The sequence below is a fragment of the Clostridium sp. SHJSY1 genome, assembly GCF_031626875.1.
Classification (GTDB): Bacteria; Bacillota; Clostridia; order Clostridiales; family Clostridiaceae; genus Clostridium.
The window spans coordinates 1-25,585 of sequence record NZ_JANDMF010000064.1; the positions used below are offsets into that span (position 1 = coordinate 1).

At 28.3% G+C, this 25,585-nt stretch carries 26 protein-coding genes, 1 pseudogene, 1 riboswitch and 1 other annotated feature; of the genes and pseudogenes, 23 read left to right on the forward strand and 4 right to left on the reverse strand.

Annotated elements, in window-relative coordinates; all coding sequences use genetic code 11:
- Window positions 1-168: 168 nt before the first annotated feature.
- The 17 genes and pseudogenes from NNC19_RS20945 (at window position 169) to NNC19_RS21025 (ending at window position 14,253) form a co-directional block, all read left to right on the forward strand.
- Window positions 169-522 carry a Spx/MgsR family RNA polymerase-binding regulatory protein gene (locus NNC19_RS20945; RefSeq protein WP_310940644.1) on the forward strand — a complete coding sequence of 118 codons (354 nt, stop codon included), beginning with the start codon at window positions 169-171 and terminating at the stop codon, window positions 520-522.
- Between the two features lie 19 nt (window positions 523-541).
- A complete protein-coding gene (locus tag NNC19_RS20950; RefSeq protein WP_310940645.1) occupies window positions 542-925 on the forward strand; it encodes a DUF3783 domain-containing protein in 384 nt (127 codons plus the stop codon).
- A gap of 430 nt (window positions 926-1,355) precedes the next feature.
- Window positions 1,356-2,024 carry a response regulator transcription factor gene (locus NNC19_RS20955; protein ID WP_310940646.1) on the forward strand — a complete coding sequence of 223 codons (669 nt, stop codon included), beginning with the start codon at window positions 1,356-1,358 and terminating at the stop codon, window positions 2,022-2,024.
- Between the two features lie 219 nt (window positions 2,025-2,243).
- A complete protein-coding gene (locus NNC19_RS20960; protein WP_310940647.1) occupies window positions 2,244-3,641 on the forward strand; it encodes a glycoside hydrolase family 1 protein in 1,398 nt (465 codons plus the stop codon).
- A 16-nt stretch (window positions 3,642-3,657) separates the two neighbouring features.
- Window positions 3,658-4,551 (forward strand): ROK family protein, encoded by an 894-nt coding sequence (locus NNC19_RS20965; RefSeq protein ID WP_310940648.1) that lies wholly within the window; start codon window positions 3,658-3,660, stop codon window positions 4,549-4,551.
- Between the two features lie 112 nt (window positions 4,552-4,663).
- Window positions 4,664-5,869, forward strand: coding sequence for a pyridoxal phosphate-dependent aminotransferase (locus NNC19_RS20970; protein ID WP_310940649.1), 1,206 nt, complete (start codon window positions 4,664-4,666; stop codon window positions 5,867-5,869).
- 48 nt (window positions 5,870-5,917) lie between these two features.
- Window positions 5,918-6,166 (forward strand) — a binding site (T-box leader).
- Between the two features lie 51 nt (window positions 6,167-6,217).
- Window positions 6,218-6,700 carry an Lrp/AsnC family transcriptional regulator gene (locus NNC19_RS20975; protein WP_310940650.1) on the forward strand — a complete coding sequence of 161 codons (483 nt, stop codon included), beginning with the start codon at window positions 6,218-6,220 and terminating at the stop codon, window positions 6,698-6,700.
- Entirely contained in the window at window positions 6,697-7,863 is a 1,167-nt protein-coding gene (locus NNC19_RS20980; protein ID WP_310940651.1) for an aminotransferase class I/II-fold pyridoxal phosphate-dependent enzyme, read from the forward strand. The genes NNC19_RS20975 and NNC19_RS20980 overlap by 4 nt, the downstream gene beginning before the upstream one ends.
- A gap of 31 nt (window positions 7,864-7,894) precedes the next feature.
- A riboswitch (purine riboswitch) is annotated at window positions 7,895-7,996 on the forward strand.
- A gap of 92 nt (window positions 7,997-8,088) precedes the next feature.
- Window positions 8,089-9,429: a nucleobase:cation symporter-2 family protein gene (locus NNC19_RS20985; RefSeq protein ID WP_310940652.1), complete on the forward strand. Its 1,341-nt coding sequence runs from the start codon at window positions 8,089-8,091 to the stop codon at window positions 9,427-9,429.
- Entirely contained in the window at window positions 9,413-9,985 is a 573-nt protein-coding gene (locus tag NNC19_RS20990; RefSeq protein ID WP_310940667.1) for a xanthine phosphoribosyltransferase, read from the forward strand. The genes NNC19_RS20985 and NNC19_RS20990 overlap by 17 nt, the downstream gene beginning before the upstream one ends.
- A gap of 171 nt (window positions 9,986-10,156) precedes the next feature.
- Complete coding sequence (locus NNC19_RS20995) at window positions 10,157-11,452, forward strand: metallophosphoesterase (RefSeq protein ID WP_310940653.1); 1,296 nt, start codon at window positions 10,157-10,159, stop codon at window positions 11,450-11,452.
- A gap of 73 nt (window positions 11,453-11,525) precedes the next feature.
- A complete protein-coding gene (locus NNC19_RS21000) occupies window positions 11,526-11,675 on the forward strand; it encodes a hypothetical protein (protein ID WP_310940654.1) in 150 nt (49 codons plus the stop codon).
- 104 nt (window positions 11,676-11,779) lie between these two features.
- Window positions 11,780-12,043, forward strand: a pseudogene (locus NNC19_RS21005) (prepilin peptidase); the annotation flags it as partial.
- Window positions 12,044-12,049: 6 nt separating this feature from the next.
- Window positions 12,050-12,535: an A24 family peptidase gene (locus NNC19_RS21010; RefSeq protein ID WP_310940668.1), complete on the forward strand. Its 486-nt coding sequence runs from the start codon at window positions 12,050-12,052 to the stop codon at window positions 12,533-12,535.
- 431 nt (window positions 12,536-12,966) lie between these two features.
- On the forward strand, window positions 12,967-13,371 hold the full coding sequence (locus tag NNC19_RS21015) for a DUF3785 family protein (RefSeq protein ID WP_310940655.1): 405 nt from the start codon (window positions 12,967-12,969) through the stop codon (window positions 13,369-13,371).
- Window positions 13,372-13,437: 66 nt separating this feature from the next.
- Window positions 13,438-14,058, forward strand: coding sequence for a peptidylprolyl isomerase (locus NNC19_RS21020; RefSeq protein WP_310940669.1), 621 nt, complete (start codon window positions 13,438-13,440; stop codon window positions 14,056-14,058).
- Between the two features lie 57 nt (window positions 14,059-14,115).
- On the forward strand, window positions 14,116-14,253 hold the full coding sequence (locus tag NNC19_RS21025) for a clostri-philic family protein (protein ID WP_310940656.1): 138 nt from the start codon (window positions 14,116-14,118) through the stop codon (window positions 14,251-14,253).
- Between the two features lie 57 nt (window positions 14,254-14,310).
- On the opposite strand, the gene ytaF is transcribed toward NNC19_RS21025, so the two are convergent.
- Window positions 14,311-14,934, reverse strand: a complete 624-nt coding sequence (gene ytaF / locus NNC19_RS21030) for a sporulation membrane protein YtaF (RefSeq protein WP_310940657.1) — start codon at window positions 14,932-14,934, stop codon at window positions 14,311-14,313.
- A gap of 250 nt (window positions 14,935-15,184) precedes the next feature.
- A complete protein-coding gene (locus NNC19_RS21035) occupies window positions 15,185-16,105 on the reverse strand; it encodes a fused DSP-PTPase phosphatase/NAD kinase-like protein (protein ID WP_310940658.1) in 921 nt (306 codons plus the stop codon).
- A gap of 132 nt (window positions 16,106-16,237) precedes the next feature.
- Between NNC19_RS21035 and yidA the strand changes: the two genes are divergently transcribed.
- The gene (gene yidA / locus NNC19_RS21040; RefSeq protein ID WP_310940659.1) at window positions 16,238-17,047 is read left to right on the forward strand and encodes a sugar-phosphatase; all 810 of its coding nucleotides are present in this window, start codon (window positions 16,238-16,240) and stop codon (window positions 17,045-17,047) included.
- A 242-nt stretch (window positions 17,048-17,289) separates the two neighbouring features.
- Here yidA and ade read toward each other — a convergent pair whose 3' ends face one another.
- Entirely contained in the window at window positions 17,290-19,026 is a 1,737-nt protein-coding gene (ade, locus tag NNC19_RS21045; protein ID WP_310940660.1) for an adenine deaminase, read from the reverse strand.
- 205 nt (window positions 19,027-19,231) lie between these two features.
- Between ade and metA the strand changes: the two genes are divergently transcribed.
- The 5 genes from metA to NNC19_RS21070 all read left to right on the forward strand — a co-directional run bounded on the left by metA (window position 19,232) and on the right by NNC19_RS21070 (window position 24,831).
- The gene (gene metA, locus NNC19_RS21050) at window positions 19,232-20,152 is read left to right on the forward strand and encodes a homoserine O-succinyltransferase (protein WP_310940661.1); all 921 of its coding nucleotides are present in this window, start codon (window positions 19,232-19,234) and stop codon (window positions 20,150-20,152) included.
- Window positions 20,153-20,166: 14 nt separating this feature from the next.
- On the forward strand, window positions 20,167-21,168 hold the full coding sequence (locus NNC19_RS21055; protein WP_310940662.1) for a tyrosine-protein phosphatase: 1,002 nt from the start codon (window positions 20,167-20,169) through the stop codon (window positions 21,166-21,168).
- 69 nt (window positions 21,169-21,237) lie between these two features.
- Window positions 21,238-22,590, forward strand: a complete 1,353-nt coding sequence (locus tag NNC19_RS21060) for a sodium-dependent transporter (RefSeq protein ID WP_310940663.1) — start codon at window positions 21,238-21,240, stop codon at window positions 22,588-22,590.
- 119 nt (window positions 22,591-22,709) lie between these two features.
- Window positions 22,710-23,411: a response regulator transcription factor gene (locus NNC19_RS21065; RefSeq protein WP_310940664.1), complete on the forward strand. Its 702-nt coding sequence runs from the start codon at window positions 22,710-22,712 to the stop codon at window positions 23,409-23,411.
- Window position 23,412: 1 nt separating this feature from the next.
- The gene (locus NNC19_RS21070) at window positions 23,413-24,831 is read left to right on the forward strand and encodes a HAMP domain-containing sensor histidine kinase (protein ID WP_310940665.1); all 1,419 of its coding nucleotides are present in this window, start codon (window positions 23,413-23,415) and stop codon (window positions 24,829-24,831) included.
- A gap of 13 nt (window positions 24,832-24,844) precedes the next feature.
- Here NNC19_RS21070 and NNC19_RS21075 read toward each other — a convergent pair whose 3' ends face one another.
- A complete protein-coding gene (locus NNC19_RS21075) occupies window positions 24,845-25,486 on the reverse strand; it encodes an undecaprenyl diphosphate synthase family protein (RefSeq protein ID WP_310940666.1) in 642 nt (213 codons plus the stop codon).
- Between the last annotated feature and the right edge of the window lie 99 nt (window positions 25,487-25,585).

Sequence of the window (25,585 nt, forward strand, 5' to 3'; positions counted from 1 at the left end):
CGAACAGGAAAGTTAAGCTCTACAGCGCTGATGGTACTGCATGGGAGACTGTGTGGGAGAGTAAGACGTTGCCAGGTTATATAAAACTATCTTTTCTTTATAGAAGAGATAGTTTTTTTTAGTTTATTATGATATAATAACTATTATTAATTAATAAGAGGTGTGAATATGAAGATAACATTTATTGAATATCCAAAATGTACTACATGTAAAAAGGCTAAAAAATTTTTAATTGATAATAACATGGAGTTTATAGATAGACATATAGTAGAGGAAAATCCTACAAAAGAAGAGTTGTTAGAGTGGATGGAGATTAGTGGTTTAGAAACAAAGAAATTTTTCAACACATCAGGAAATTTATACAAGGAAATGAATTTAAAAGATAAGGTTAAAAATATAACAAAAGAAGAAGCAGCTAAAATTTTATCTACTAATGGAATGCTTGTTAAAAGACCTGTGCTAATAAAAGATGATAAGATTATTTTAGGTTTTAAAGAGGAAACATATAAAAGTATATTATAATAAAAAGTAGGAGAAAAATATGGATGATAGAGAATGTATAATTATATGCAATTTTAATGATAAGGAGAAAAAACTTATTAAAAGTTATGCTTTAATGGTAGGAATAAATGATCAGATTCAAGTTTGTTGGAAAAATTCAGAGAATACCATAAAAGACATTTTGAAAGATAATATTAGTGAAGATAATAATAGTACAGGTGTAAAGGATAGAGCTATTATATTTAATAATTTACCATCTAAAAAAGTAAGTATATTCATAGATAATATGAAAAAGATGAGAATAGCTCCAACCATGAAGGCTATAGTTACAGAAACATCAATAAATTGGACTTTAAATTATCTCTTAAAAAATTTAATAGAAGAAAGAAAGGCAGAGAAAGAAGGAAAATTAATTAAGCATTAGAACAATCTAGTTAAATGGAATATTATATATATGTATACTTTTTATGTTTACAAATCGCACATTAAATTCACATTAAATTCATTTTAATTATAAATATATATATTATTATTATATTGGATTTAGAGATTAGAACTTTAAGTCTAATATAAAATAAATCATTAATTTTTGTGAGAATAATTTATTTTGTAAACGATGAAATGGTGATTAGTATAATCACTAAGAGGTTACTTTTAACTAGGTTGGGACATTGGGAAACTAAAAATGGTCGATATTAGCTGGGGAGCTAATATCAATGTAATTATATTTGGGTAATTACATTAAATGAATAAATAATCCCATATAAGATATAATCTTATATGGGATTATTTTAGTATATAATGATATTATAAAGTGTAAAGAAATCAATGAGAGTGACAGCGGAGGGTATAAAATGCGGAGTAGAATTCTTGTGGTAGAAGATGACTTAAAAATGCAAGAGCTTATAGTTGAGTTCCTATTGTCCCAAGATTACGATGTAGATGCAGCAAGTGATGGTATGGAAGGATATGAGTATTATAGAAATAATAATTATGATTTAGTTATTTTAGATATATTAATGCCTAAATTAGATGGTTATGGATTGTGCAAAATTATAAGAAAAGATAATGAAGAAGTTGGAATTATATTTGTAACAGAGTTAATCAATGAAGAAGATGAGATAAAAGGATTTAATTTAGGGGGAGATGATTATGTTAAAAAACCATTTTCTTTAAATATATTAATTAAGAGAATAGAGGCAGTTTTAAAAAGAAAAAAACAATTGAGAAGCTTTCGAAAGTTAGTTAAATTTAGGGAGTTAAAGCTTGATCTTAGTACATATAAGGCTTACATTCAAGATAAGGAAATAGAGTTAACATTAAAAGAATTTAATATATTAAAAATTTTAATAGAAATATATCCTAAGGTGGCATGTAGAGAATTTTTAATAGAAAATGTTTGGGGATATGATTTTTATGGGGATACCAGAGTAATAGATGCTCATGTAAAAAATATTAGAAAAAAAATTAAACATGATTATATAAAAACGCTTAAAGGTATTGGATATGTGTTAACAGAATAAATCAAATAGAAAATTAATATATAGGAAAAGAGTTCTAATAAAAATAAAAATAACTTAAAATATAAAGTATAAGATGAAGTGGCATAGCCACTTTTTTTAATATCATCTTTATAAATAAATGACATATTAATATTAGTAAAAGACATGACTTTTATTGACGAGAAAGTATTATGGGTGTAGAATTGAAAATATAGTAAATTAATATGGAGGGTAATAGTTATGTCTACAAAATTAAAGTTTCCTAAAAATTTTTGGTGGGGATCAGCTACTTCAGGGCCACAAGCTGAAGGCAGATTTAATAAACCACATAAGAGTGTATTTGATTATTGGTATGATATAGATCCAGATGCTTTTTTTGATAATGTTGGGCCTGATATAGCATCTAATTTTTATAATAGTTATAAAGAAGATATATCTATGATTAAAGAAATTGGACTTAATAGTGTAAGAACTTCAATACAATGGACAAGACTTATAAAGAATTTAGAAACAGGACTCCCTGATGAGGATGGAATAAGATTTTATAATGATGTAATAGATGAGTTTTTGAAAAATGATATAATTCCAGTAATTAACTTACATCATTTTGATTTACCAGTAGAACTATATGATAAATATGGTGGATGGGAATCTAAACATGTGGTTGACTTATTTGTTAAGTTTGCAGAAACTGCATTTAAGCTATTTGGTGATAGGGTTAAGCATTGGACAACTTTTAATGAACCAATGGTTGTTGTGGAAGGAGAGTATTTATACAAATTCCATTACCCATTAATTAGTGATGGAGAAAAGGCTATACAAGTATTATATAACATTAATTTAGCGTCAGCAAAAACTATACAAAAATATAAAAATATGGGATATAATAAAGAGGGTGGAAAAATAGGTATAGTTCTTAATTTAACACCATCATATCCAAGGTCACAAGATGAAGAAGATGTTAAAGCAAGTAAATTTGCAGATGATTTTTTTAATAATTCTTTCTTAGACCCAGCAGTAAAAGGAAAGTTTACAGAAAGTCTTGTTGAAACACTTAAGAAGGATAATGTGATTTGGGAATCAACAGAGGAAGAGTTAAGGATAATTAAAGAAAATACAATTGATTTTCTAGGTGTTAATTATTATCAACCAAGAAGAGTTAAAGCAAAGGAATCTGATTTTGATATTGCAAGAGGTTGGATGCCAGATAAGTATTTTGATAATTATGATATGCCAGGAAAAAGACTAAATCCATATAGGGGGTGGGAAATATATCCTAAATGTATGTATGATATAGCCCTAAATATAAAAAATAATTATGGAAATATTCCTTGGTACATCTCAGAAAATGGAATGGGTGTAGAAGGGGAAGATAAATATATAAATGAGAATGGTGTTATTGAAGACAACTACAGAATTGATTTCTATAAAGAACATTTACAATACCTTCATAAAGGTATAGAAGAAGGTTCAAATTGTTTTGGTTATCATACATGGACTCCTATAGATTGTTGGTCATGGACTAATGCATACAAAAATAGATATGGATTTATTGCAGTAGATTTAAAAACACAAAGGAAAACTATTAAAGAATCAGGAAGATGGATTAAGGAAGTAGTAGAAAACAATGGATTTTAATTAGGGGGAAAGCAATATGAAAAATTATATGGTATTTGACATTGGAGGAAGCTCAATTAAAGCATCTGTAATAAACGAAGTTGGTGAAATATTAAATAGTGACAAAATAGATGTAGCTAGTGATATTAATACTTTTTTTCAAGGTTTAGTGAAAATAGTAAATGATAATAGAGGCAGTTATGATTTACAAGGAATAGCTATTAGTGCTCCAGGAGCAGTTGATAGTGAAACAGGAGTTATAGGTGGAACAAGTGCAATACCATATATTCATGGTCCTAATTTTAAAGAAGTTCTACTTAATAAGACAGGTCTAAATGTAGAGCTGGAAAATGATGCGAATTGTGCAGCTTTAGGTGAAGTTTGGTTAGGGGCAGGGAAAGAAGAAAGTGATTTAGCTTTTATAGTATGTGGAACTGGAATTGGTGGTGCAATAGTTAAAGATAAAAGGATTCATATAGGTACACACAGGCATGGTGGAGAATTTGGGTACTGCATTTTAAATTATGAAGAAAATGAATTATTAAGTTGGAGTAGAATAGGATCAACTATTGCTTTAGCAAGAAATATTGCTAATAGAAAAGGATTAAAGGAAGAAGATGTAGATGGATTAAGGGCTTTTGAACTTTATGAAAAAGGAGATACTATTGCGGTAGAAGAAGTTGAAAAATATTTTACTTATATGGCAATTGGAATTTATAATATTCAATATACTTATGATCCAGAAGTAATAGTATTAGGTGGAGCAATTTGTGAAAGAAAGAATTATATTTCATCTATAGATAAAAAACTAGAGTGGTTATTAGAAAATACTGAAGGGACAATTAAACCAAAAATAAAAAAATGCCAATATGGTAATGATGCAAATAAAATTGGAGCATTGTATCATTATCTATCAAGAAATAATAAATAAAAATATATATATAATTGATATATATATTGCATATATGTAGGAGAAAAATGGTATAATAGTAACTATAATTTTATAAGATTATAGTTACTATTATTATTTTAGGGGGTAAGAAATGATTTCTGAGAAGATGAAAGAATTGGTTAAAAATAGTTCTACTATTAGAGCTATGTTTGAAGAAGGTAAAAGGTTATCAGCAATATATGGAGAAGAAAATGTTTTTGATTATAGTTTAGGAAATCCTAATGTTGAACCACCTGAAGCCATAAAAAAAGCTATAACAGATATTTTACAAGAAGAAAGTCCTAATTATGTGCATGGATATATGAATAATTCAGGTTATGAAGATGTTAGAAAAGAAATATCAAAATACATAAATAAATTAAATGGTACTGATTTAACTCCTGATAATATAGTAATGACTTGTGGGGCAGCAGGTGGATTAAATATTATATTGAAAACCTTACTTAATCCAGATGATGAGGTTATAACTTTTGCACCTTTTTTTGGGGAGTATGCCAATTATGTTAAGAATTTTGAAGGTAAACTTGTTATAGTAGAATCTGAAGAAAAAACTTTTCAACCTAATATAAAGGAATTAGAAAAAGGAATAAATAAGAAGACAAAAGCTATAATTATTAATTCACCAAATAATCCTACAGGCGTAGTATATAGTGAAGAGTCAATAAAAAGAATGGCAGATGTATTAGAAAAGAAACAAAAAGAATATGGAACAAGCATTTTCTTAATTTCTGATGAACCATATAAAGAAATTTCTTATGCTGGAGTAGCAGTTCCTTTTATACTTAAATATTATAAAAATTCATTTATAGGTTATTCATATAGTAAATCATTATCTCTCCCAGGTGAAAGAATAGGGTATATTGCGATAAATCCAGAAATAGATGATTTTCAAGATATCATAGGCTCTTTAAATGTTGCTAATAGAATACTTGGATTTGTAAATGCACCATCTCTTTTTCAAAGAGTTATTGCTAAAACTTTAGGTGCAGAAATTGATATTAATATATATAAGAAAAATAGGGATTTATTATATAATCATTTAAAATCAATAGGCTTTGAATGTATAAAACCAGAGGGTGCATTTTATCTGTTTCCTAAAGCATTAATTGAAGATGATAAAAAGTTTGTAGAAATGGGTAAGAAATATAACTTGCTTATGGTTCCAGGAAGTTCATTTGGAAGAGCTGGATATGTTAGACTTTCTTATTGTATAAGTTATGAAAAAATAGAGAGGTCTCTTGACAGTTTTACAAAACTAGCTAAAGAATGTAATGAATTAATTAAAAATAACCAATAATTATCATTGACTTAGCATAAATTATAATAGATAATATTTATGTAATAGGAAAAGATAATGATAAGGAAGAGTAATAAAATAAATTCCTTTTAGAGAGCTAAGGTTAGGTGAAACTTAGTAGGAATCTTTTAAGAAGCAGCCTTTGAATCGCTTATTGAGAACTAAGATTATTCTTAATGTAGATAATGCCGTAACCCTTACGTTATAAAGGGAAGAATATGATCGTATTCTTACTAGAGTGAGTAAAGAAATTTACTTATTAGGGTGGTACCGCGGATTACTAACTTCGTCCCTTTTTGGGGATGGAGTTTTTTTTATTACTCAATTTATATTTATGGAGGATTTAAAATGGAAGAAATTTTAGAAATTTTAGAAGAAAACAGTAGGTATACTGATGAGCAGATTGCAGTTATGACAGGTAAGTCAGTAGAAGAAGTCAAAGCATCCATTAAGGAATATGAAGAAAAAAGTATAATTGCTGGATATAAGACATTAATAAATTGGGAAAATGTTGGTAAAGAGGCTGTTACAGCACTAATAGAAGTAAAGATTACTCCTCAAAGGGGTGTTGGATTTGATAGTGTTGCAGAGAGAATATATAAGTTTGATCAAGTAAAGTCTTGTTATTTAATGTCTTCAGGTGGATTTGATCTTATGGTTATGGTAGAAGGAAAGAGTATGAAAGAAATAGCATCATTTGTATCTGAAAAGTTGGCATGTCAAGAATATGTAAATGGAACAGCAACACATTTTGTACTTAAGAAATATAAAGAACATGGAACAATATTTAAAGAAGAGAAAACAGATGACAGGGAGGCAATTTTTATATGATACTAGAGAAGATGATTAGAGATGATGTGAAGAATATGCCCCCATCAGGCATAAGAAAGTTTTTTGATATAGTAAATGAAATGGATGATGTTATTTCACTAGGTGTAGGTGAACCAGATTTTGTTACACCTTGGAATGTTAGAGAAGCAGGGGTATATTCTTTAGAAAAAGGACATACACATTATTCATCAAATGCTGGATTTATTGAACTTAGAGAAGAAATATCTAAATATTTAAATAGAAAATTTAATTTAACATATAATCCACAAGATGAAATAATAGTTACAGTTGGTGGAAGTGAAGGTATTGATATAGCTTTAAGAGCTTTAGTTGGACCTGGAGATGAAGTAATAATTCCTGAACCAAGTTTTGTAGCTTATAAAGGATGTACTGCATTTACAGGAGCTAAATCAAAGGTAATAAACTTAAAAGCAGAAAATGATTTTAAACTTACTAGGAAAGAACTTGAAGAAGCAATTACTGAAAAAACAAAGGTAGTAATAATACCATTTCCTAACAATCCTACAGGAGCTATTATGACAAGGGAAGAGCTTCAGCCTTTGGTAGATTTATTAAAAGAAAAAGAAATTATAATTTTATCAGATGAAATATATGCAGAATTATCTTATGATAAACCCCATATATCAATAGCTTCTTTTCCTGAAGTTAAGGATCAAACAGTGGTTATTAATGGATTCTCTAAGTCTTATGCTATGACTGGATGGAGGCTTGGATATGTTTGCGGAAACTCAATTTTAATAGAGGAAATGAAAAAGATACATCAATATTCAATAATGTGTTCACCTACAACAGCACAATATGCAGCTATAGAAGCACTTAAAAATGGAGAGGAAAGTGTTAGTAAAATGGTTAAGGAATATAATAGGAGAAGAAGAGTTTTAGTAGATGGATTTAGAAAGCTTGGGTTAGAATGCTTTGAACCATTAGGAGCGTTTTATGTGTTCCCATCTATAAAGATTACAGGAATGACTTCAGATGAATTTTGTGAAGATTTATTAAAGAAGGAAAAAGTATTAACAGTTCCAGGAAATGCTTTTGGTGAATGTGGAGAAGGATTTATAAGAGCATGTTATGCTTCTTCTATGGAAAATATTGTTGAATCATTAAAGAGAATTGAAAGATATTTAGAAGGATTAAAATAAATAATTTCATGAAATGGCAATTTATGATATAATCAAGTCTGTTATAGATACTCGTATAATATGGGAAATATGGTCCCAAAGTTTCTACCTGCTAGCCATAAAATAGCAGACTACGAGGTTGGTTGTTTTTTATGTAATTATTTATTTTTGTAGAAGGCAGCACCTCAAAAGAGGTGCTGTTTTTTATTGAAAAGAAAAATTAGAATATTAAAAAGGAGAAGATTAATGGAAAAAACAGAAAAAGAACTAGGTAATAATGAATTGCTATATAATATAGATGATAAACCTAGTATAGCTGTACAAATATTACTTGGGTTACAAAATATTTTTGCAGCATTTGGAGGAATAATTGCAGTTCCTTTAGTAGTATCAAATGCACTTGGGTTAGATGGAAAGACTTCTACAACAATACTTGGAGCCACAATTTTAGCTTCAGGCATTGCAACTATATTGCAATCAAGAAGAATTGGACCTATAGGAGCAAGGGTACCTTGTATTATGGGAACAGATTTTACATTTGTATCGCCTATAATAGCAGTTGGGTCAGTGGCTGGACTTCCAGCAGTAGTTGGAGCAACAATTTTAGGGTCATTAGTTGAAGTTATACTTAGTTTTTTTATAAAACCTTTGCTAAAACTTTTTCCTAAAATAGTTACAGGAACAGTTGTATGCTTAATAGGATTAACTTTAATACCAGTTTCAATAGACTGGGCAGCAGGAGGTTCTGGTGCTAAGGATTATGGTAGTCTTAAAAATATAGCTATTGCTATGTTTGTACTTATTATAACTTTACTGATTAATAGATATGGTAAAGGAATAATTAGTTCTGCATCAGTTTTAATAGGAATGATTATTGGATATATAATTTGCATACCTCTAGGAATGGTTGATTTTACTTTAGTTAAAGAAGCAAGTTGGTTTGGGGTACCAAAGATATTTGAATTTGGGGTAGAGTTTAATTTAAAGTATGTTATGGCTTTTGTACCAGCTTATATAGTCACAGTAATTGAAACTGTTGGGTGCTTAGCTACAATTTGTGAAGTTGCTAAAGTTAAAACTGATGATAAAATTATAGGAAGAGGAGTATTATCAGATGGTGTAGGCAGCGCTTTAGCAGGAGCTTTAGGTACATTCCCAAATACAACTTTTAGTCAAAATGTTGGACTTATACCATTAACAAAAAATGCTAGTCGTAGAGTAGCTATTGTGGCTGGTGTTTTATTAGTAGCATTAGGATTTTTACCTAAATTTTCAGCTGTTATAAATATAATGCCATCACCAGTTTTAGGTGGAGTTGGAGTTGTTATGTTTGGGACCATTGCAGCAGCTGGAATTAAGACATTAAGTACTGTAAAAATGACTAATAGAAATATTTTAATTATAGCAACAGCAATAGGGCTAGGTCTTGGAGTTACATTTAGACCAGAATTTATATCACAACTTCCAGAAGGGATAAAATTAATATTTTCATCAGGAATTTCAACAGGTACAATAGTAGCATTAATATTAAATAAAGTTCTAAAAGAAGAAAAGAAGGAGGAATGTAATGATGGAATTATTGCGTAAAAAAATATTAGAAGAAGGACAAGCATTAAATGAAAATGTATTGAAAGTTGATTCTTTTTTAAATCATGGAGTAGACCCAAAACTTATGAAAGAAATTGGATTTTATTTCAAGACGTATTTTAAGGAAAAAGGGATAACTAAAGTATTTACAATTGAAAGTTCAGGTATAGCACCTGCAGTTATGACGGCACTACATATGGATTTGCCAATGGTAACATTAAAAAAACAAACATCTAAGATATTAAAGGATGATGTATATCAAACAACAGTACATTCCTTTACAAAGGGACTGGATTATGAACTTACATTATCAAAAAAATATATTAGTGCAGATGATAATATATTAGTAATAGATGATTTTTTAGCTAATGGAGAAGCAGCACTTGGAGCAGCAAGGCTTATAGAAAATGCTGGAGCCAAGGTTGGAGGAATTGGAATAGTTATAGAAAAATCTTTTCAAAAAGGAAGAGAAATTCTAGATGGAAAAGGTTATGATGTATATTCTTTAGCTAGAATAAAAAGACTCAGAAAAGGTGAAATAGAGTTTATAAAATAATTAACAAGATTAACCTGTAATAATAACAAAATTATTACAGGTTTTGTATTATAATGGAATATATAACTACAGAAAAAATATTTAAACCATGTGTGTTGGATAAGATATACATCAATGAAGAATTTATTGGGAAACATATAAATATATAGTGGATTAAAGAGGTGAAATTAAATGATTAAGAAGATAATAAGAACTTTAATAACAGTTTTTTTAGTACTTATATCCTTTATTGCAAAGATTCCTAAAGCAAGTGTAAAGTCAAAATTTGAAACTTTAGATGATAATGTAGATATAAGATTTTCTGTAATAAGTGATATACATATATCGCTTTATAAATTGCAGGAGATAGAAAGACTTAATGAGGTATTCTCAACTATGTATAGTTTAGATCCCAGAATGAAAGCTATAGCTATAGTAGGGGATCTAACAGATAATGGATTTGAATTAGAATATAATACAGTTAAGTCTATTATAGATAAAAATAAAAAGTCAGAAACAGAACTTATAGCATCTATGGGAAATCATGAAGGAAACACAGCAAGTTTATTTAAAGAAATAACTGGAAAAAATCCTAAGGAGAATTTGATTATAAATGGTTATCATTTCATTACAATAAGTCCACATTCAAGTGAAGAAGAGTATGGAGGAAGTACTTATAATCTAGATGAAGAATGGTTAAAAAAACAGTTAGATGAAGCTACTAAAGAAAATCCTAAGAAACCTATATTTGTATTTATGCATCATGGAATAAAAAATACAGTATGTGGAACTGATTTATGGAATACAAATGATTTATCTGAGATATTTAATAATTATCCTCAAGTTATCCATTTTTCAGGACATTCTCACTATCCTTTAAATGATCCCAAAAGTATATACCAAAACACTTTTACAGCTCTTAATACAAGTACTATAAGTTATTTTGAATTAGATCAAGATATGATGTATGGAAGTATACCACCAAATTCAAGAAATGCTTCACAAATGATGGTGGTAGAAGTAGAAGGAAGTGTTGTAAAAATAAAAAGATTGGATTTATTATCAAGAAAATATATTGGTCCTGACTGGATTATTAATACTTCAAAGGGAGTAGAAGATTTTAAATATACAAAAGATAGAAAGGATAAGAGTAAAGAACCATATTTTGATAAAGATAATAAGCTTGAAATAAATGATGTTAGTAATGTAACCTGCCAGATTAAAATTGGTCAAGCAAAGATAAAAGAAGATGATGATATTGTATATTCATATAAATATGATTTTAAAAATGTAAAAACAGGGGAAATAGATAAAAGTTATAAAATCAGTTCAGAATTCTATTTAATTCCTACTCCAGAATTTATAATTCAAAAGTTTGAAGGATTAAATCCAAATACTCAGTATGAAGTTATAGTTACAGCTTATAATGCCTATGGAAAAAGAAGCTACAATAAATTAAGCGGAATATTTCAAACAGAGAATATTTAATCTAAAATTTACAACGAATATTTTTAGCTTTAAATCTAAAAACTATAACTATTATAATATAAGGAGTGATTTTATGGCAAAGGCAGGAATGAGAAGACCAGATGAAAATGAACCTCATGGAACTGAAAGTAATCATAAATCTCATTTTAATAACACAGAACCATCAGTTCCTGAGATACAAGGAAAAGCAAAAAAAGGCAAGAAAAAGGCAGGGAACATTTAAAAAAAAGTGGCTAAGCCACTTTTTTATTGCAAAGAAAACAAAATTTATGTTTAAAATGTTCGAAAGTAAGTCCATACTCTAAATATAAAGATATATAAATAGGAGTGATAATTATTTTATTTTTTGTTATATTAATAGGTTTATGTATTGGAAGTTTCTTGAATGTCTGTATATTTAGAATTCCAAAAGAGGAGTCTATAAGTTTTCCTTCATCTCATTGTAGACATTGTGGGTATAGTTTAAAGTTTTATGACCTAATTCCAGTATTAAGCTATATTTTTTTAAGAGGAAAATGTAGAAATTGTAAAGAAAAAATATCTATACAATATCCATTATTAGAAATTATTAATACAACATTTTATATAATGTTGTATATGAAGTTAGGATTAACCATAGATTTTTTCAAGTATAGTACTTTAATATCAATATTATTAGTAATAGGAATGATAGATTTTAATACTAAATATGTATATGAGAGAACTATAATATTTGGATTAGTAATGGGAATATTTTTTGGCGGAATATGTTGGATAAAGAATGGTGAATATCTACAAAATCATATTTTAGGGGCTATTATAGGATTTTTGATAATATACATGATTGAAAGAATTACAGGGAAAATGGGTGGAGGAGATAAAGAAATCTCTGCAATTTGTGGACTTTTTTTAGGAGCTAAGCTTATAGTATTTGCAGTATTTTCAGCTATTATGATTGGAGGTATTATAACAATAATATTTTTAATATTTAAATTAAGAGATGGTAAAGATGAAATTGCTTTTGGACCATATTTAGCACTTGGAAGTATTTTTGCTATTTTTTTAGGTGATAAATTAATAATATATTATTTAAGTTTGTATTAAAATTTTTAAATAAAAATTAATATATACTCCATAAATGCATTAAAGTATTTATATTATATTTTAGTGTATTCATGGAGAGTTTTTATGTAAAAATTAAAAAAAGAAATAAATTACAAATTATTTGCAAAAATTAGATTTAAAAAACGTTCTGATAATCAAACAACTAATACCACTCCAGATATTTCCATGTAACTTTTTGATAAAAATAATCAAGGAATTATAGGAATAAAAGCTTATGGAAATGTAGCTATCGTATGAAGAAAAAAAGAAAATGGTTATAGTGTTCCTTATAGATTCTATAATGATATAGAAAGAAATGTGTGAAAACTATTAATAATTTGATTTTTTACTATTAGAAAAAGATTTAAAGTGCAATAAAGTTGAAAATTTTGGTATAATAATAAGAGAATTAAAAGATAGGAGATATTAAGATGAAGTTTTTAGCTAATAATAAAGAATACTTTCTAGATAAAGAACATTTTGTAGAATTTCTAAATGATGAGGAAAATTCAATAAAGGATATCGATGAAAATTACATATTAAACATATTAGATGGAAAAGAATTAGACTTTGAAAAAGCATATTATAATTATCCTTGTTTAAATTGTAAATCAGAAAAGCAAGGGAAGAGTAAATCCTATGAATTTTATGAATATCATTTTTATCTGTATACAAAGGATGGAAATGTAGTTTCTAATAGCTTTGAAACAGAAGAAGGGGAAAGTTATGCAAAGATGGAGAGAGCGGGTAAGGTCAATGATAGCTATATAGTAAGTATAATTGTTTGTACTGAATGTGGTTATTTTGATATAGAAATTGAACAATTTGAGATTTAAGGAGATGTATTAAAGGTGGGAAGAAAATTTTTTACAAAAGCTATATTAATAGTAAGTGCTTGCTTTATGCTTTTGGTAGGGTGTGGCAATAGTAGTAATGATAAAAATAGCAGCAATAGTAATAATAGTGTAAGTAAAGAAGCTGAAGAAAATACAAAGACAGATGGAAAGTTACCAATAGCAACTATAACTATTAAAGATTATGGTACAATTAAGGCTGAATTATATCCAGAGTATGCACCAAACACAGTAAATAACTTTATTTCTCTTTCAAATAAAGGGTTTTATAATGGGTTAACATTTCATAGAATTATTAAAGATTTTATGATTCAAGGTGGAGATCCTAAAGGTGATGGAAGTGGAGGACCTGATTACAAGATTAAAGGTGAGTTCTCTAAAAATGGATTTAAACAAAATACATTAAAACATACAGAAGGAGTTCTATCTATGGCTAGGGCCAATGATAAAAACAGTGCAGGAAGTCAATTTTTTATAATGACTAAGGCAGCAAGCCATCTAGATGGGGATTATGCAGCATTTGGCAAAGTTATAGAAGGAATGGATATAGTACATAAAGTTGAATCTGTACAAACAGGAAACAATGACAAACCAGTAAAAGATGTAGTGATAGAATCAATTAAAGTAGATACTAATGGGGTAGAATATAAAGAGCCAGAAAAGATGTAGTTTTGTTCTCATAAATATTAGAACTATTAGACATAATATTTATGAGGAGGGATAACTATGAGTAAGAGTAAGCAGCCTAATAATGGAGTGCAAAAGGGTCAGAGAAGACAAAAATTGCATGATAGTCAAAATAATGAGGGAAATGAAAAAAATCATCCACAATATGATAATCATAATGGAGAATCAATCTATTAGATTATTCAAATTAACCAAAAAACTGTCTAAATTTAAGACAGTTTTTTTTGATTGTCCCTAAAATAGTTTGTTTATAGCAAGAATCATAAGTATTACTCCAGACAACCAAGATAGGTTAACATTAGATTTTTCTAGTAATTTTTTACCTATAAATACTCCAAGTAGAACAACAGTAATACCTATTATGAAGCAAAGAAGAATTGTCTCAATATAGCCTCCCCCAACTAAGCTACTTCCAAAACCGACAGCTAAACTATCAAAAGAAAGGGCCGTTGCTAAATAAAATGACTCTTTGGGAGTTAAGACTTTAGATTTATCAAAGTCTGCTTTAGTTTCATCAGCATAAACTTGTAATACAAAGTTCATATCAAAGAGTTTAAATTTAAGGGGCTTGTCTAAAGCACTTTTTTGTTGAATAAAGTTTTTAAATAAACCTTCAAATAACCTATATATACCTAAAATCATCAGTATAGAGAAACTCAATATTATAGGAAGTTTTCCAGGTAAAAAATCTTTTATAAAACCTCCAGCAAATAATGATATACCAAGAATTAAAGAACCAATACCACTTATAATTAAAGCAGAGGTAATTGGAATTTTTATTTTATTTGTGCCATAAGCAATACTAGCGACAAAAGCATCTATACATACTGAGGATACTAGTAAAAGAGACTCAATCATAACTCATACCTCGACAAAGTTCTAGTTAATAATATAGTATGAGTCATAAAAGGTTTAGTTACAAAATAAGGGACATGAAAATAAATAACAAATCCAAATTTGCAATGAATATTTTTCATCAGGAAAGGAAGCAGATTGGTCTCATAGCGGGCTATTAGGCTATTAGGGCAATCTGCTGACACAAGGATGATGGAAAAATAGTCTGGCGGATTGACTTGTTATTTTTTTGATTATTCCTAAACTTCCTAACCTATTTAGGAAGTTCATTTTCTGCATTATAAGGTTCAATATTATTTTGTTTTATCCAGTTACTCCAAGAAATTTTAAAGTCAGCATTACGAGAATATTGATAGAAATTTTTAATAAAGATTGATTTAGGGTCATGTTCATCTAAGTTAAGCAAATTAGTTCCACCTAAAGCTTCTTGTCTAGTTAAGATATTTTTTAATTCTGTATTATTTGAATTCTTAATCATATCATACATGGACATAAATATGGTTGTTCTTTCATCACCTAGTTTGCAATGAAAATGAAGCCAAGTATCTTTTTTTAATGTATTTATATATTCAACAAATCTATCTACAGTTTCATCGGTAGGACGACCATTTTCTTTAACAGGAATTCTAACATATCTTAAGTTATTTGGTCTTATTAAATTCTCTTCAGTTTCTACTAAAGTAGGAATTAATGAATGGTTTTCATTACCTAAGGAAATAGACTTTCCAAATGGAATATTAGACAATACTTGTTTTTCTCTTTCTGAAATATCATTAAAGGTTAATCCAACATTACAGTATTGGTTGGAGTCACTTACAGAATTACCATTAATAAATCCATGAGTTTCTTGCCTCAAATCAACTATTACAATAGGAGGGGGGGTGTTTAAATTTTCTTTCAATTTTAATAATGAAAGAGATGTAAATTCACCACTACCAGATATATTTAAGGAATCGAGACCTGTAAGATCTAAGTTTTTGTCTTTCAAATTACTTAGGTCAGAAGTCTTTCTAAAGTTAAGTGGCAAATTATCAGTATTTGAAAAATCTAAAGAAAATTGTTGTGAAACTTCTGATTCGACAGAAGAAGTATTTGTAGGGGCATTAAAATCTACAAATAATATCAGAAAAAGTGGTAAAATAAAACAAATAATAATTTTAAGTTTATTTTTCATAAAAAAATCCTCCTAAGTAATTATATACTACGATATAGTATGTGGTATGGTTATAAGAAATATGTAAAAAGTAATAGCTTTTATGTTATAATTATTAACATATATTAAAATTTAAAACGGAGGACATACTATATGTACAAAATTATTGCTCTAGATATGGATGGAACATTGTTGAATGATGAAAAAATAATAACTGATAGAACAAAAAATGCATTATTAGAAGCGAGAAAAAAGGGTGTTAAAGTAGTTTTAGCTTCGGGAAGACCTGCTGATGGGTTAAAAAGATATTTAGATGAATTAGACTTAATTGATGATAATGAATTCGTATTAAGTTACAATGGTAGTTTAGTTCAAAAAACAAAGGGTGAAGAAATAATTTGTGAGACAGGCCTTTTGGGAAAAGATCTTCATTATACATATAAAATAAGTGAAGAGTTAGGAGTAAATATACATGCTTTTTCTACTAATAGAGGGCTAATAACACCTAAAATAAGTAAGTATACTGAAGTTGAAGCCAAGATTAATGATATTCCTATAAATGTTTGTGACTTTAATGCAATTGAAGAAAATGAACATATAGTAAAGATAATGTTTATAGATGAGCCAGAAATTTTGGACAAGGCTATAGAAGCTTTACCAAAAGAAATTTATGATAGATATAATGTTGTTAAAAGTACACCATATTTCTTAGAAATAATAAATAAAGAGTCAGGAAAAGGAGTAGGGTTAAAAGCATTAGCAGATTATTTAAATGTTTCACCAAAAGAAATAATAGCAGTAGGGGATGCTGGGAATGATTTAGATATGATAGAATTTGCTGGGCTTGGAGTTGCAATGGAGAATGCTAGCATAAATGTAAAGGAAATAGCTGATTATATAACTGGCAAAAACACAGAAGATGGTGTTGCTGAAGTTGTTGAGAAGTTTATATTAAATAGTTAGTAGAGTAGAAAATTATTAATAATCATGATAAAAGAGACTTTCGCATTAGCTGATTAGAGCCATTGTGACAGTCTTTTTTAATAAATTATTTATAAAAGAATTTTAGAATTAATTTGCATGATAATTTATATTAACATATTTTTACTGCTTGAAAAACATATAGGAAAGGAGCAGTAACTATTAGTAGAATGATTGAATATAAAAAGGTGTTTAAAATTAACTTTTAAACACCTTTTTATATTCTATTCTGTTACAGATATAAATTCAAAGTTTAATACATTAAAAAGACCTTTATCAGTAATCTTTATATCAGGTATTACAGGTAATGATAAAAATGATAAAGTCAAAAATGGATTAAAATTAATATTGGGCGCTACTTCATCTAATGCAATATGAAGTCTTTCTAAATCATCTAACAAATCCTTTGGAGGACGAGCAGTTATTAAACCAGCAATTTCTAATTTTATAGAAGCTAAAACTTTTCCATTAGAGGTGATAATTATTCCACCACCAATTTCCTTTAATTTATTAGAGGCTATAATCATATCATCATCATTTGTTCCACAAACTATTAAATTGTGGGAATCATGTGCTATAGTAGTGGCTATTGCACCATTTTTTAATCCAATACCTTTAAGAATGCCAAGTCCAATATTACCAGTATTTTTATGACGTTCAATAACAGCAATTTTTATTAAATCTTTTTCTAATGAAGATTCAAATTCACCTTTCAGATTTAGTTCTGATATGTTGAATTTTAAATGTTTAGTTTCTAATTTGTTTGGAGTTAGTTCTATAGCATTTAAAATACTTTTATTATTTAAATCAATCTTAAATGAAGATTGATCAAGTTTAGGCAAAGTTATTGTATTTCTAATTTCAGATGTGAATTTTCTTGGTGCTTCATCTGAAACAAATTTCCCGTTTGAAACTACTAATTTACCTCTCTTATAAACTTCATGAATTTTAAAAGTTTTTAAATCATTTAAAATAATAAAATCAGCAATATAACCAGGAGCAATTGCACCTTTATTTTTTAAGTTATAACATTCTGCTACATTCAATGTTGCCATTTGAATTGCTAAATAAGGATCAACTCCTAAATCAATAGCTGTTCTAATAGAAGAATCTATTGTTCCTGTTTTAATTAAATCATCTATATGTTTGTCATCAGTACAAAAGCAAAGTCTTCTACTATTTTTTACAGAGACTATTGATATTAAATCTTTTAGATTTTTAGCTACAGTACCTTCTCTAAGGAAGATATACATACCCCTCCTAAGTTTTTCAATAGCTTCTTGAGGATTATTGCATTCATGATCTGTTCTAATGTTTGCAGTGCAATAAGCATTTATATTGTCTAATGTAAGACCAGCACCATGACCATCAATTATTTTATCTTTTTCTATAATAGATAGTAATTTAGAAATCATATCATCATTGCCATTTGTTACAGCAGGACAATCCATGACTTCACCTAATCCTAAAACCATCTTATCATCATATAATGATTTTAAAGCTTCATTATCAAGAATGGCACCAGAATTCTCAAATGGTGTTGCAGGAACACAAGAAGGAAGCATAAAGTAAAAATCAAAAGGAATATTTTTACTAAGATCCATTAAAAGCTTTATTCCTTCAATACCTAAAACATTTCCAATTTCATGAGGATCAGCTATTAATGAAGTAACGCCATGAAGAAGGGCAACTTTAGAATATTCATTAGGGGTAGTTAAAGATGATTCTATATGGGCATGAGCATCCATAAGGCTAGGACAAATATATTTACCTGTACCATCTATTATGTTTTTACATTCATAATCTCCAATTCCAACTATATATCCATTTTTAATTGCTACATCGCTTATATAAGACTCTTGTCCAAATACATCGATTATAGATATGTTTTTAATTACTATATCACAAGAAATTTCTTTTGAAGCTCCTTTAATTTTTTCTATAAAGCTAAGTTTTTCCAAAAATGATCACCTCTTTTTATGTTATGCAATATGAAGTTTTACAGTGATAATATATAATTATATTTAGTCTATAATACAACTTTTTAGAAAATAATCAAGCTTTTTTTAATTATTTTTCATAAAAATATGATAAAATAAATAATTATGATAAAATCAATATAAAAATTAAAGAAAAGCATAATTAAATAACAGGGGGGCGATTAATATGCCAATAAAAATACCATCAGAGTTACCGGCATATAAAGTTTTAAGTGATGAAAACATATTTGTTATGAACAATGAAAGGGCTAATACTCAAGATATAAGACCTCTTAAGATAGCTATATTGAATTTGATGCCTAAAAAGATACAAGCAGAAAATCAATTGCTGAGATATTTATCTAATTCACCACTTCAAGTAGAAGTAAAATTGATTCAAACAAAAAGTTATACTTCTCAAAATACACCTATAGAACATTTAGAAAAGTTCTATAATTATTTTGATGAAGTTAAAGATGAAAAATTTGATGGATTAATAATCACAGGGGCACCAGTTGAAAGATTGGATTTTGAAGAGGTGGTTTATTGGAAAGAACTTGAGGAAATTATGGAATGGAGTAGTAGCAATGTATTTTCAACAATACACATATGTTGGGCATCACAAGCAGGGCTTTACTATCATTATGGGATTCCTAAATATTTATTGAATGAGAAAAAATTTGGGGTATTTCCTCATATTGTGAATAATGAAAAATCAGAATTAACAAGAGGTTTAAGCGATATTTTTTATGCGCCTCATTCAAGGCATACAGAAGTTAGAAAAGAGGATATAGAAAAAAATCCAGAACTTGAAATACTCTCAGAATCAGAAGAGGCAGGAATATTTATCGTTTCAACTAAAGATCATAGAAAAATTTTTATAACAGGACACTTAGAATATGACAGAAATACATTAATGGATGAATATTATAGAGATAAGGAGAAAGATATGGAAATTGATATACCTAAAAATTATTTTCCAGAGGATAATCCAAGTTTAATACCATCTATGAGATGGAGAGGAAGTGCACATATAGTTTTTACTAATTGGTTAAATTATTGTGTATATCAAAATACACCTTATAATATTTCAGATATAAAAAAATAGTTAAGGGGGACCTAATGAATTATTTCAAATCCATTAATGTTTTTAGACTTACAGAAGAAGAACTTAAAATAACTTGGAAGGATGAAAATATTGAGGAAGTTAGTATATTTGCTTTATTAGAAGACAAGGAAGTATTGTTAAATAAAGTAAAGGGAACTAATGAGGCAATAATTAAAGACCCCGATAAAGAAAAAAGAAATTTGTTTATTTTAAGGTCAGAAGGATATCACTCAGAGGTAGTAGGAGAGGTCTTGCTACATTTGGAAGGAGTACATCATTGTAGAGATATTGGTGGTTATAAAAGTGAAGATGGAAGAAAAGTAAAGTGGAATACATTTTATAGATCAGATAAACTTTCATCATTAACTCAAAGAGATGTAAAGTATCTAAAAAATTTAAATGTAAGAACTATATTGGATTTTAGGTCAGCTGGAGAAGTTAAGATGAATCCTGATGTTAAAATAGAAGGTATAGAATATAAGAATATATCAGCAATGCCAGCAATGGATAAGATAGAGGATAATTTTGATATGGCAGCCATATTTTCTAGTAATCTTGTAAGTGCAGAAGATATAAGGAAAATTTTAATTAAGGGATACAGTACAATGATTTTTAACAACATTGCTTTTAAAGAACTGGTAAATTGCATTGAAAATGAAGAAAGACTACCTGTCGTATTTCATTGTACTGCAGGAAAAGATAGAACTGGATTTGGTGCTGCTCTAATACTCTCTATATTGGGAGTGCCAGAAGAGACCATTTTGGAAGATTATCTTGCAACTAATTTTTATAGAAAAGAGATAAATGAGAAAATAATTTCTAAAATTAAGGGCAAGATAGTTAATAAAGATAGAGTAAAAATATTAAGCTATATGTTTGAAGTAAAAAGGGAATTTCTAGAAGCTTCATTTAAAAGTATAAAAGACAAATATGGTGATATGGATACCTATCTTGAAAAGGAATATGGACTTACTAAAAAGAAGAGAAAAGAATTAAAAAATAGATTATTATATTAAAAAATAACTTTTCGTTGTTTTAGTAAGTAAACGTAATACAAGGAAAATACGAATGATGGAGTGAAGTATGTGGAAAAACAAAGAGAAAAGTTTTCTTCAAGTTTAACAGCATTTCTAGCGACATTAAGTTCAGCTGTAGGGCTTGGGAACATATGGATGTTTCCTTATATTGTAGGTGAAAATGGTGGAGCTGCATTTATTATAGTTTATTTAGGATGTGTATTTTTAATAGGATTGCCTACTTTAATAAGTGAATTTTCTATAGGAAGAGGAAGTAGAAAGAATCTTTTGGGAGCAACAAAAGTTATAACTAATGTTAAAGTATTTAGAATTGCAGGAGTTATAGGAATGTTAGCATCATATTGTATACTGTTTTTTTATACAGTTGTTGGTGGATGGGTATATTCATATGTATTCAAAGCAATTATAGGGACTTTTAAAGGTATAACATCAGAAGAAACTGTAGCTATTTTTAATTCCACAACTTTAAGTCCAATATATCCAATAGTATGGCAATTTATAATAGTTGCAGTGGCTTCAGCTATATTGGCTTTTGGAGTGAAAAGTGGTATAGAAAAGATAACGAAAGTAGCAATGCCTTTACTTATAATACTTCTTATATTATGTGTAATTAGAAGTTTAACACTTAATGGGGCAGTAGAGGGAATTACATTTTTATTAAAACCTGATTTCTCAAAAATTTCATTTGGCGTAGTTTTGACAGCATTAGGGCTAGCTTTTTTGAAGCTTTCAATAGGAACTGGTTCAATGGCTACATATAGTAGCTATTTTACAAGTGATAATAGTCTTATTGGAACAGGGACTAAAGTAGCTCTTGCGGATACAGGAGTGTCACTGCTTGCAGGGCTTGCAATATTTCCAGCAGTATTTTCTTTTGGGTTAGCACCTACAGGTGGTCCTGGATTGTTATTTAATACTGTACCATTAATTTTTGAAAAAATTCCAGGAGGAACAATATTATTAGTTATATTTTTCTTTCTAACAGCAATGGCAGCAACAATGGCTACAATTTCATTAATAGAAGTTTTAATAGCTACATTTATAGAAGAGTTTAAAGTTGATAGGAAAAAAGCTATATTAATAAATATATTTATAATAATGCTAATAGGATCTTTAACATCATTATCAGTAGGAGAAGGAGCAGTTCTTTCAGAATTTAAATTATTTAACTATAATTTATTTGATTTGTTTGATTCTCTTACGAGCAAAATATTATTGCCACTAAATGGATTATTGTTTGTAATTTTATGTGGGTATTTTGTAAAATCTGACTATATGAGAAAGGAATTAACAAATGATGGTATGTTAGAGAATGACAAATTAGCGAATAGTGTGTATTTTATCATAAAATATCTTACACCTGTATTAATTGTAATTGTATTTATAAAAACTTTTATTTAAAAATTATAATATATATTGTATAATTAAGGAAAGTCCAATATGGACTTTTTTTAGTTAAATTATCTTTTTAGTTAAAATTAGAAATGATGGAAGTTATTTTTTATTTGAGGGAGGATGACATGAAGGGAAAAATTTTAATATGTGATGATGAAAAGGGGATATTAGAAATATTAGAATTGTATTTATCCAAAGAAGGGTATGAGTTAATTAAAGCAACTGATGGAGAGGATGCTTTGAAGAAGATAGAAGAAAATAAAAATTTTGATTTAGCCATTTTAGATATAATGATGCCTAAAATAGATGGATATAAGGTAGTAAAAGAGATAAGAAAGGTTTATAATATTCCCATTATAATGTTATCTGCCAAGAATCAAGATTCAGACAAGATATTGGGATTGGATTTAGGAGCTGATGATTATATAACAAAACCTTTTAATCCTTTAGAAGTAGTAGCTAGAGTTAATGCTCAAATAAGAAGAAAATATAATCTAAGTTCAAATGAAGAAAGTAGGACAACCATCACTATTGGAGAGGTATCTATGGATACTTACGATGTGAGAGTCACTGTAAGAGGGGAAGAAATAGAGTTAACATCAATTGAATATGGAATATTGAAGTTTCTTATGGAGAATGCAGGTAGAATATTAACAAAAAATCAAATATTTGAGACTGTATGGAATGAAGAGTTTTTAAGTGGTGATAATACTATTATGGTTCATATAAGTAGGCTGAGGGATAAGATTGAAGAAGATTCAAGAAACCCTATATATTTAAAAACTGTAAGAGGATTAGGATATAAATTTGAAAAGAAGGTAAAGTAGTATGGGAAAAAGGAAAAATGAGCAACTTATGGTTGCTTTATTCAAATACTATATAACTTTCGTAATAATATTAGGATGTATATTTATAGGTAGTTATTTTGTGTTAGGGATAACTCTCTCAAAGTATATAGAAGAAAATAAGAATGTTCCAGTATATAGTCTTATAAATGATGAGTATTCTGATTATAAAGATATAAATACTGCAGAGCTTAAAAGTATAGGTGGATATTTAGAAGTGCTGGATAGCAATAAAAAAGTTATCTACACAGATGGAAAAGTGCCTAATAATATAAAAGCAAGCTATACTAATAAAGAATTTGAAGATACCATCAGTATGGGGAATAAAGAATCTAGATTTAATGTTATATGTAAAACTATAAATAAAAGTGATGAAGAACATTATATTGTTTTAATAATGATACCACAAGATAAATTAACATTAAATCTACATCTAAATAGTGTTCCATATAAGGTCGGAAAACCTTTATATAAACTATATGCAAAGGTTATTGCTGCTGCAATTATGTTATTTTTAATAAGTATAATAATATATAGTATTTGGACTGCAAAGAAGATAAAAAGACCCCTAAAGAAGATAGATGAAGCTTTAGGAAAGGTCATTGAAGGGGATTATGAAGAAAAGCTTGTTATAAAAGGGCAAAAAGAATTCATAGTAATAAGTGATACCATTAATTTTCTTATAGATAAACTTAAATATAGCAGAGAAGAAAATGCTAAATTAGAACAAAGTAAAACTAGAATGTTAATGGATTTATCCCATGATATAAAAACTCCAATTACAACCATCAGGGGATTTTCAGCAGCTCTCTATGAAGGTCTTATTGAGGAAGAAGAAAAGAAGGAAAGATACTACAAAACCATATATAATAAAGCAGAGCATGTTGGAGAATTAGTTGATGATTTATTTGAATTTGTAAAAATGGACAGCACTCAATATGTATTAAAACTTCAAAAAATTGATATATGTGAGTTTATAAGGCAAGTTATAGTTAATTATTATGATGAATTAGAAGAAAAGAATTTTGAGTTAATAGTAAAAATTCCAGAGGAAGCTATTAATTTAAAGATAGATGCTAAGCTTTTCAAAAGAGTAATAAGTAATTTAATACAAAATTCAATAAAATATAATCCTATAGGGACAAAGCTTAGAGTAGAAGTAAAAGAGTTTAAAAGATATGTAATTATTGAAATAGCAGATAGTGGAATAGGCATTAAATCAGAAATTCAGGATAAGGTATTTGATCCATTTGTAAGAGGCGATGAAAGTAGAAGTAGTGATGGTTCAGGTTTAGGGTTAGCTATAGCTAAAAAAATAGTAGAGAATCATGGCGGAGAAATTGAATTGTTTTCTAATAGAAAAGATGATAGTACGGTTTTTTCTATCAGAATGTATAAATAATTAAAAAGGGGGGCTAGCCCCCTAAAGTTACATCTTGTGTGTTGTACCATTCAAGTGCCTCATCTAAATCTTCAGGTCTAAAATCAGGCCAATAGTTATCTAAAACATAAAAGTCAGAGTAAACAGATTGAACAGGTAAAAATCCACTAAGCCTTCTTCTTCCACCCCATCTAATAATTAAATCAATTCGTGAAACATCATAAGATCTTATATTATTTACTATATTTTTTCTGTTTTTATCACAGCTTTTTAATAGATTTAAATCCCATTCCCATCCATAATTAACCAAAAAATTGACCTTTGTACCACCTCTACCAAAAACTCTTCGTCTTGTATAAGGCATTAATTCTTTTGGGAAGCTTGGAGAATTTATATTGCCAATGACTAAAAGTTCTGCATCTTCTTTAGTAAGAACCTCAACAGCTTTTATACATGCATTAATAAAAGCTTTTTTTTGTACAGTAGGTCTTTTAGTGTTATCTACAGTAAATCCATAGAAGGTAATTTCTTTAATTCCATATTTTTGGCATTGTTTAAATAGTAGTAATCCTGGATCTATTCCTAAGGAATACCCCTTATCTTTTGAGAGTCCCCTACTTAAAGCCCATCTTCTATTTCCATCAGGTATTATACCAATATGATTAGGAATCTTCATATTTTTTCCTCCTTATAATAAGTGAGCACTCACGGAAACTCAATAAAGCCCATGGGTATGCCCTTTTTTTATTATTTTTTTTAGTTATTTCCCCCATTT

Bases quoted from the DNA above. Each gene is read 5' to 3' on its own strand.
- NNC19_RS20945 (WP_310940644.1), top strand. From the start codon at position 169: ATGAAGATAACATTTATTGAATATCCAAAATGTACTACATGTAAAAAG.
- NNC19_RS20950 (WP_310940645.1), top strand. From the start codon at position 542: ATGGATGATAGAGAATGTATAATTATATGCAATTTTAATGATAAGGAG.
- NNC19_RS20955 (WP_310940646.1), top strand. From the start codon at position 1,356: ATGCGGAGTAGAATTCTTGTGGTAGAAGATGACTTAAAAATGCAAGAG.
- NNC19_RS20960 (WP_310940647.1), top strand. From the start codon at position 2,244: ATGTCTACAAAATTAAAGTTTCCTAAAAATTTTTGGTGGGGATCAGCT.
- NNC19_RS20965 (WP_310940648.1), top strand. From the start codon at position 3,658: ATGAAAAATTATATGGTATTTGACATTGGAGGAAGCTCAATTAAAGCA.
- NNC19_RS20970 (WP_310940649.1), top strand. From the start codon at position 4,664: ATGATTTCTGAGAAGATGAAAGAATTGGTTAAAAATAGTTCTACTATT.
- NNC19_RS20975 (WP_310940650.1), top strand. From the start codon at position 6,218: ATGGAAGAAATTTTAGAAATTTTAGAAGAAAACAGTAGGTATACTGAT.
- NNC19_RS20980 (WP_310940651.1), top strand. From the start codon at position 6,697: ATGATACTAGAGAAGATGATTAGAGATGATGTGAAGAATATGCCCCCA.
- NNC19_RS20985 (WP_310940652.1), top strand. From the start codon at position 8,089: ATGGAAAAAACAGAAAAAGAACTAGGTAATAATGAATTGCTATATAAT.
- NNC19_RS20990 (WP_310940667.1), top strand. From the start codon at position 9,413: ATGGAATTATTGCGTAAAAAAATATTAGAAGAAGGACAAGCATTAAAT.
- NNC19_RS20995 (WP_310940653.1), top strand. From the start codon at position 10,157: ATGATTAAGAAGATAATAAGAACTTTAATAACAGTTTTTTTAGTACTT.
- NNC19_RS21000 (WP_310940654.1), top strand. From the start codon at position 11,526: ATGGCAAAGGCAGGAATGAGAAGACCAGATGAAAATGAACCTCATGGA.
- NNC19_RS21010 (WP_310940668.1), top strand. From the start codon at position 12,050: ATGAAGTTAGGATTAACCATAGATTTTTTCAAGTATAGTACTTTAATA.
- NNC19_RS21015 (WP_310940655.1), top strand. From the start codon at position 12,967: ATGAAGTTTTTAGCTAATAATAAAGAATACTTTCTAGATAAAGAACAT.
- NNC19_RS21020 (WP_310940669.1), top strand. From the start codon at position 13,438: ATGCTTTTGGTAGGGTGTGGCAATAGTAGTAATGATAAAAATAGCAGC.
- NNC19_RS21025 (WP_310940656.1), top strand. From the start codon at position 14,116: ATGAGTAAGAGTAAGCAGCCTAATAATGGAGTGCAAAAGGGTCAGAGA.
- ytaF (WP_310940657.1), bottom strand. From the start codon at position 14,934: ATGATTGAGTCTCTTTTACTAGTATCCTCAGTATGTATAGATGCTTTT.
- NNC19_RS21035 (WP_310940658.1), bottom strand. From the start codon at position 16,105: ATGAAAAATAAACTTAAAATTATTATTTGTTTTATTTTACCACTTTTT.
- yidA (WP_310940659.1), top strand. From the start codon at position 16,238: ATGTACAAAATTATTGCTCTAGATATGGATGGAACATTGTTGAATGAT.
- metA (WP_310940661.1), top strand. From the start codon at position 19,232: ATGCCAATAAAAATACCATCAGAGTTACCGGCATATAAAGTTTTAAGT.
- NNC19_RS21055 (WP_310940662.1), top strand. From the start codon at position 20,167: ATGAATTATTTCAAATCCATTAATGTTTTTAGACTTACAGAAGAAGAA.
- NNC19_RS21065 (WP_310940664.1), top strand. From the start codon at position 22,710: ATGAAGGGAAAAATTTTAATATGTGATGATGAAAAGGGGATATTAGAA.
- NNC19_RS21070 (WP_310940665.1), top strand. From the start codon at position 23,413: ATGGGAAAAAGGAAAAATGAGCAACTTATGGTTGCTTTATTCAAATAC.
- NNC19_RS21075 (WP_310940666.1), bottom strand. From the start codon at position 25,486: ATGAAGATTCCTAATCATATTGGTATAATACCTGATGGAAATAGAAGA.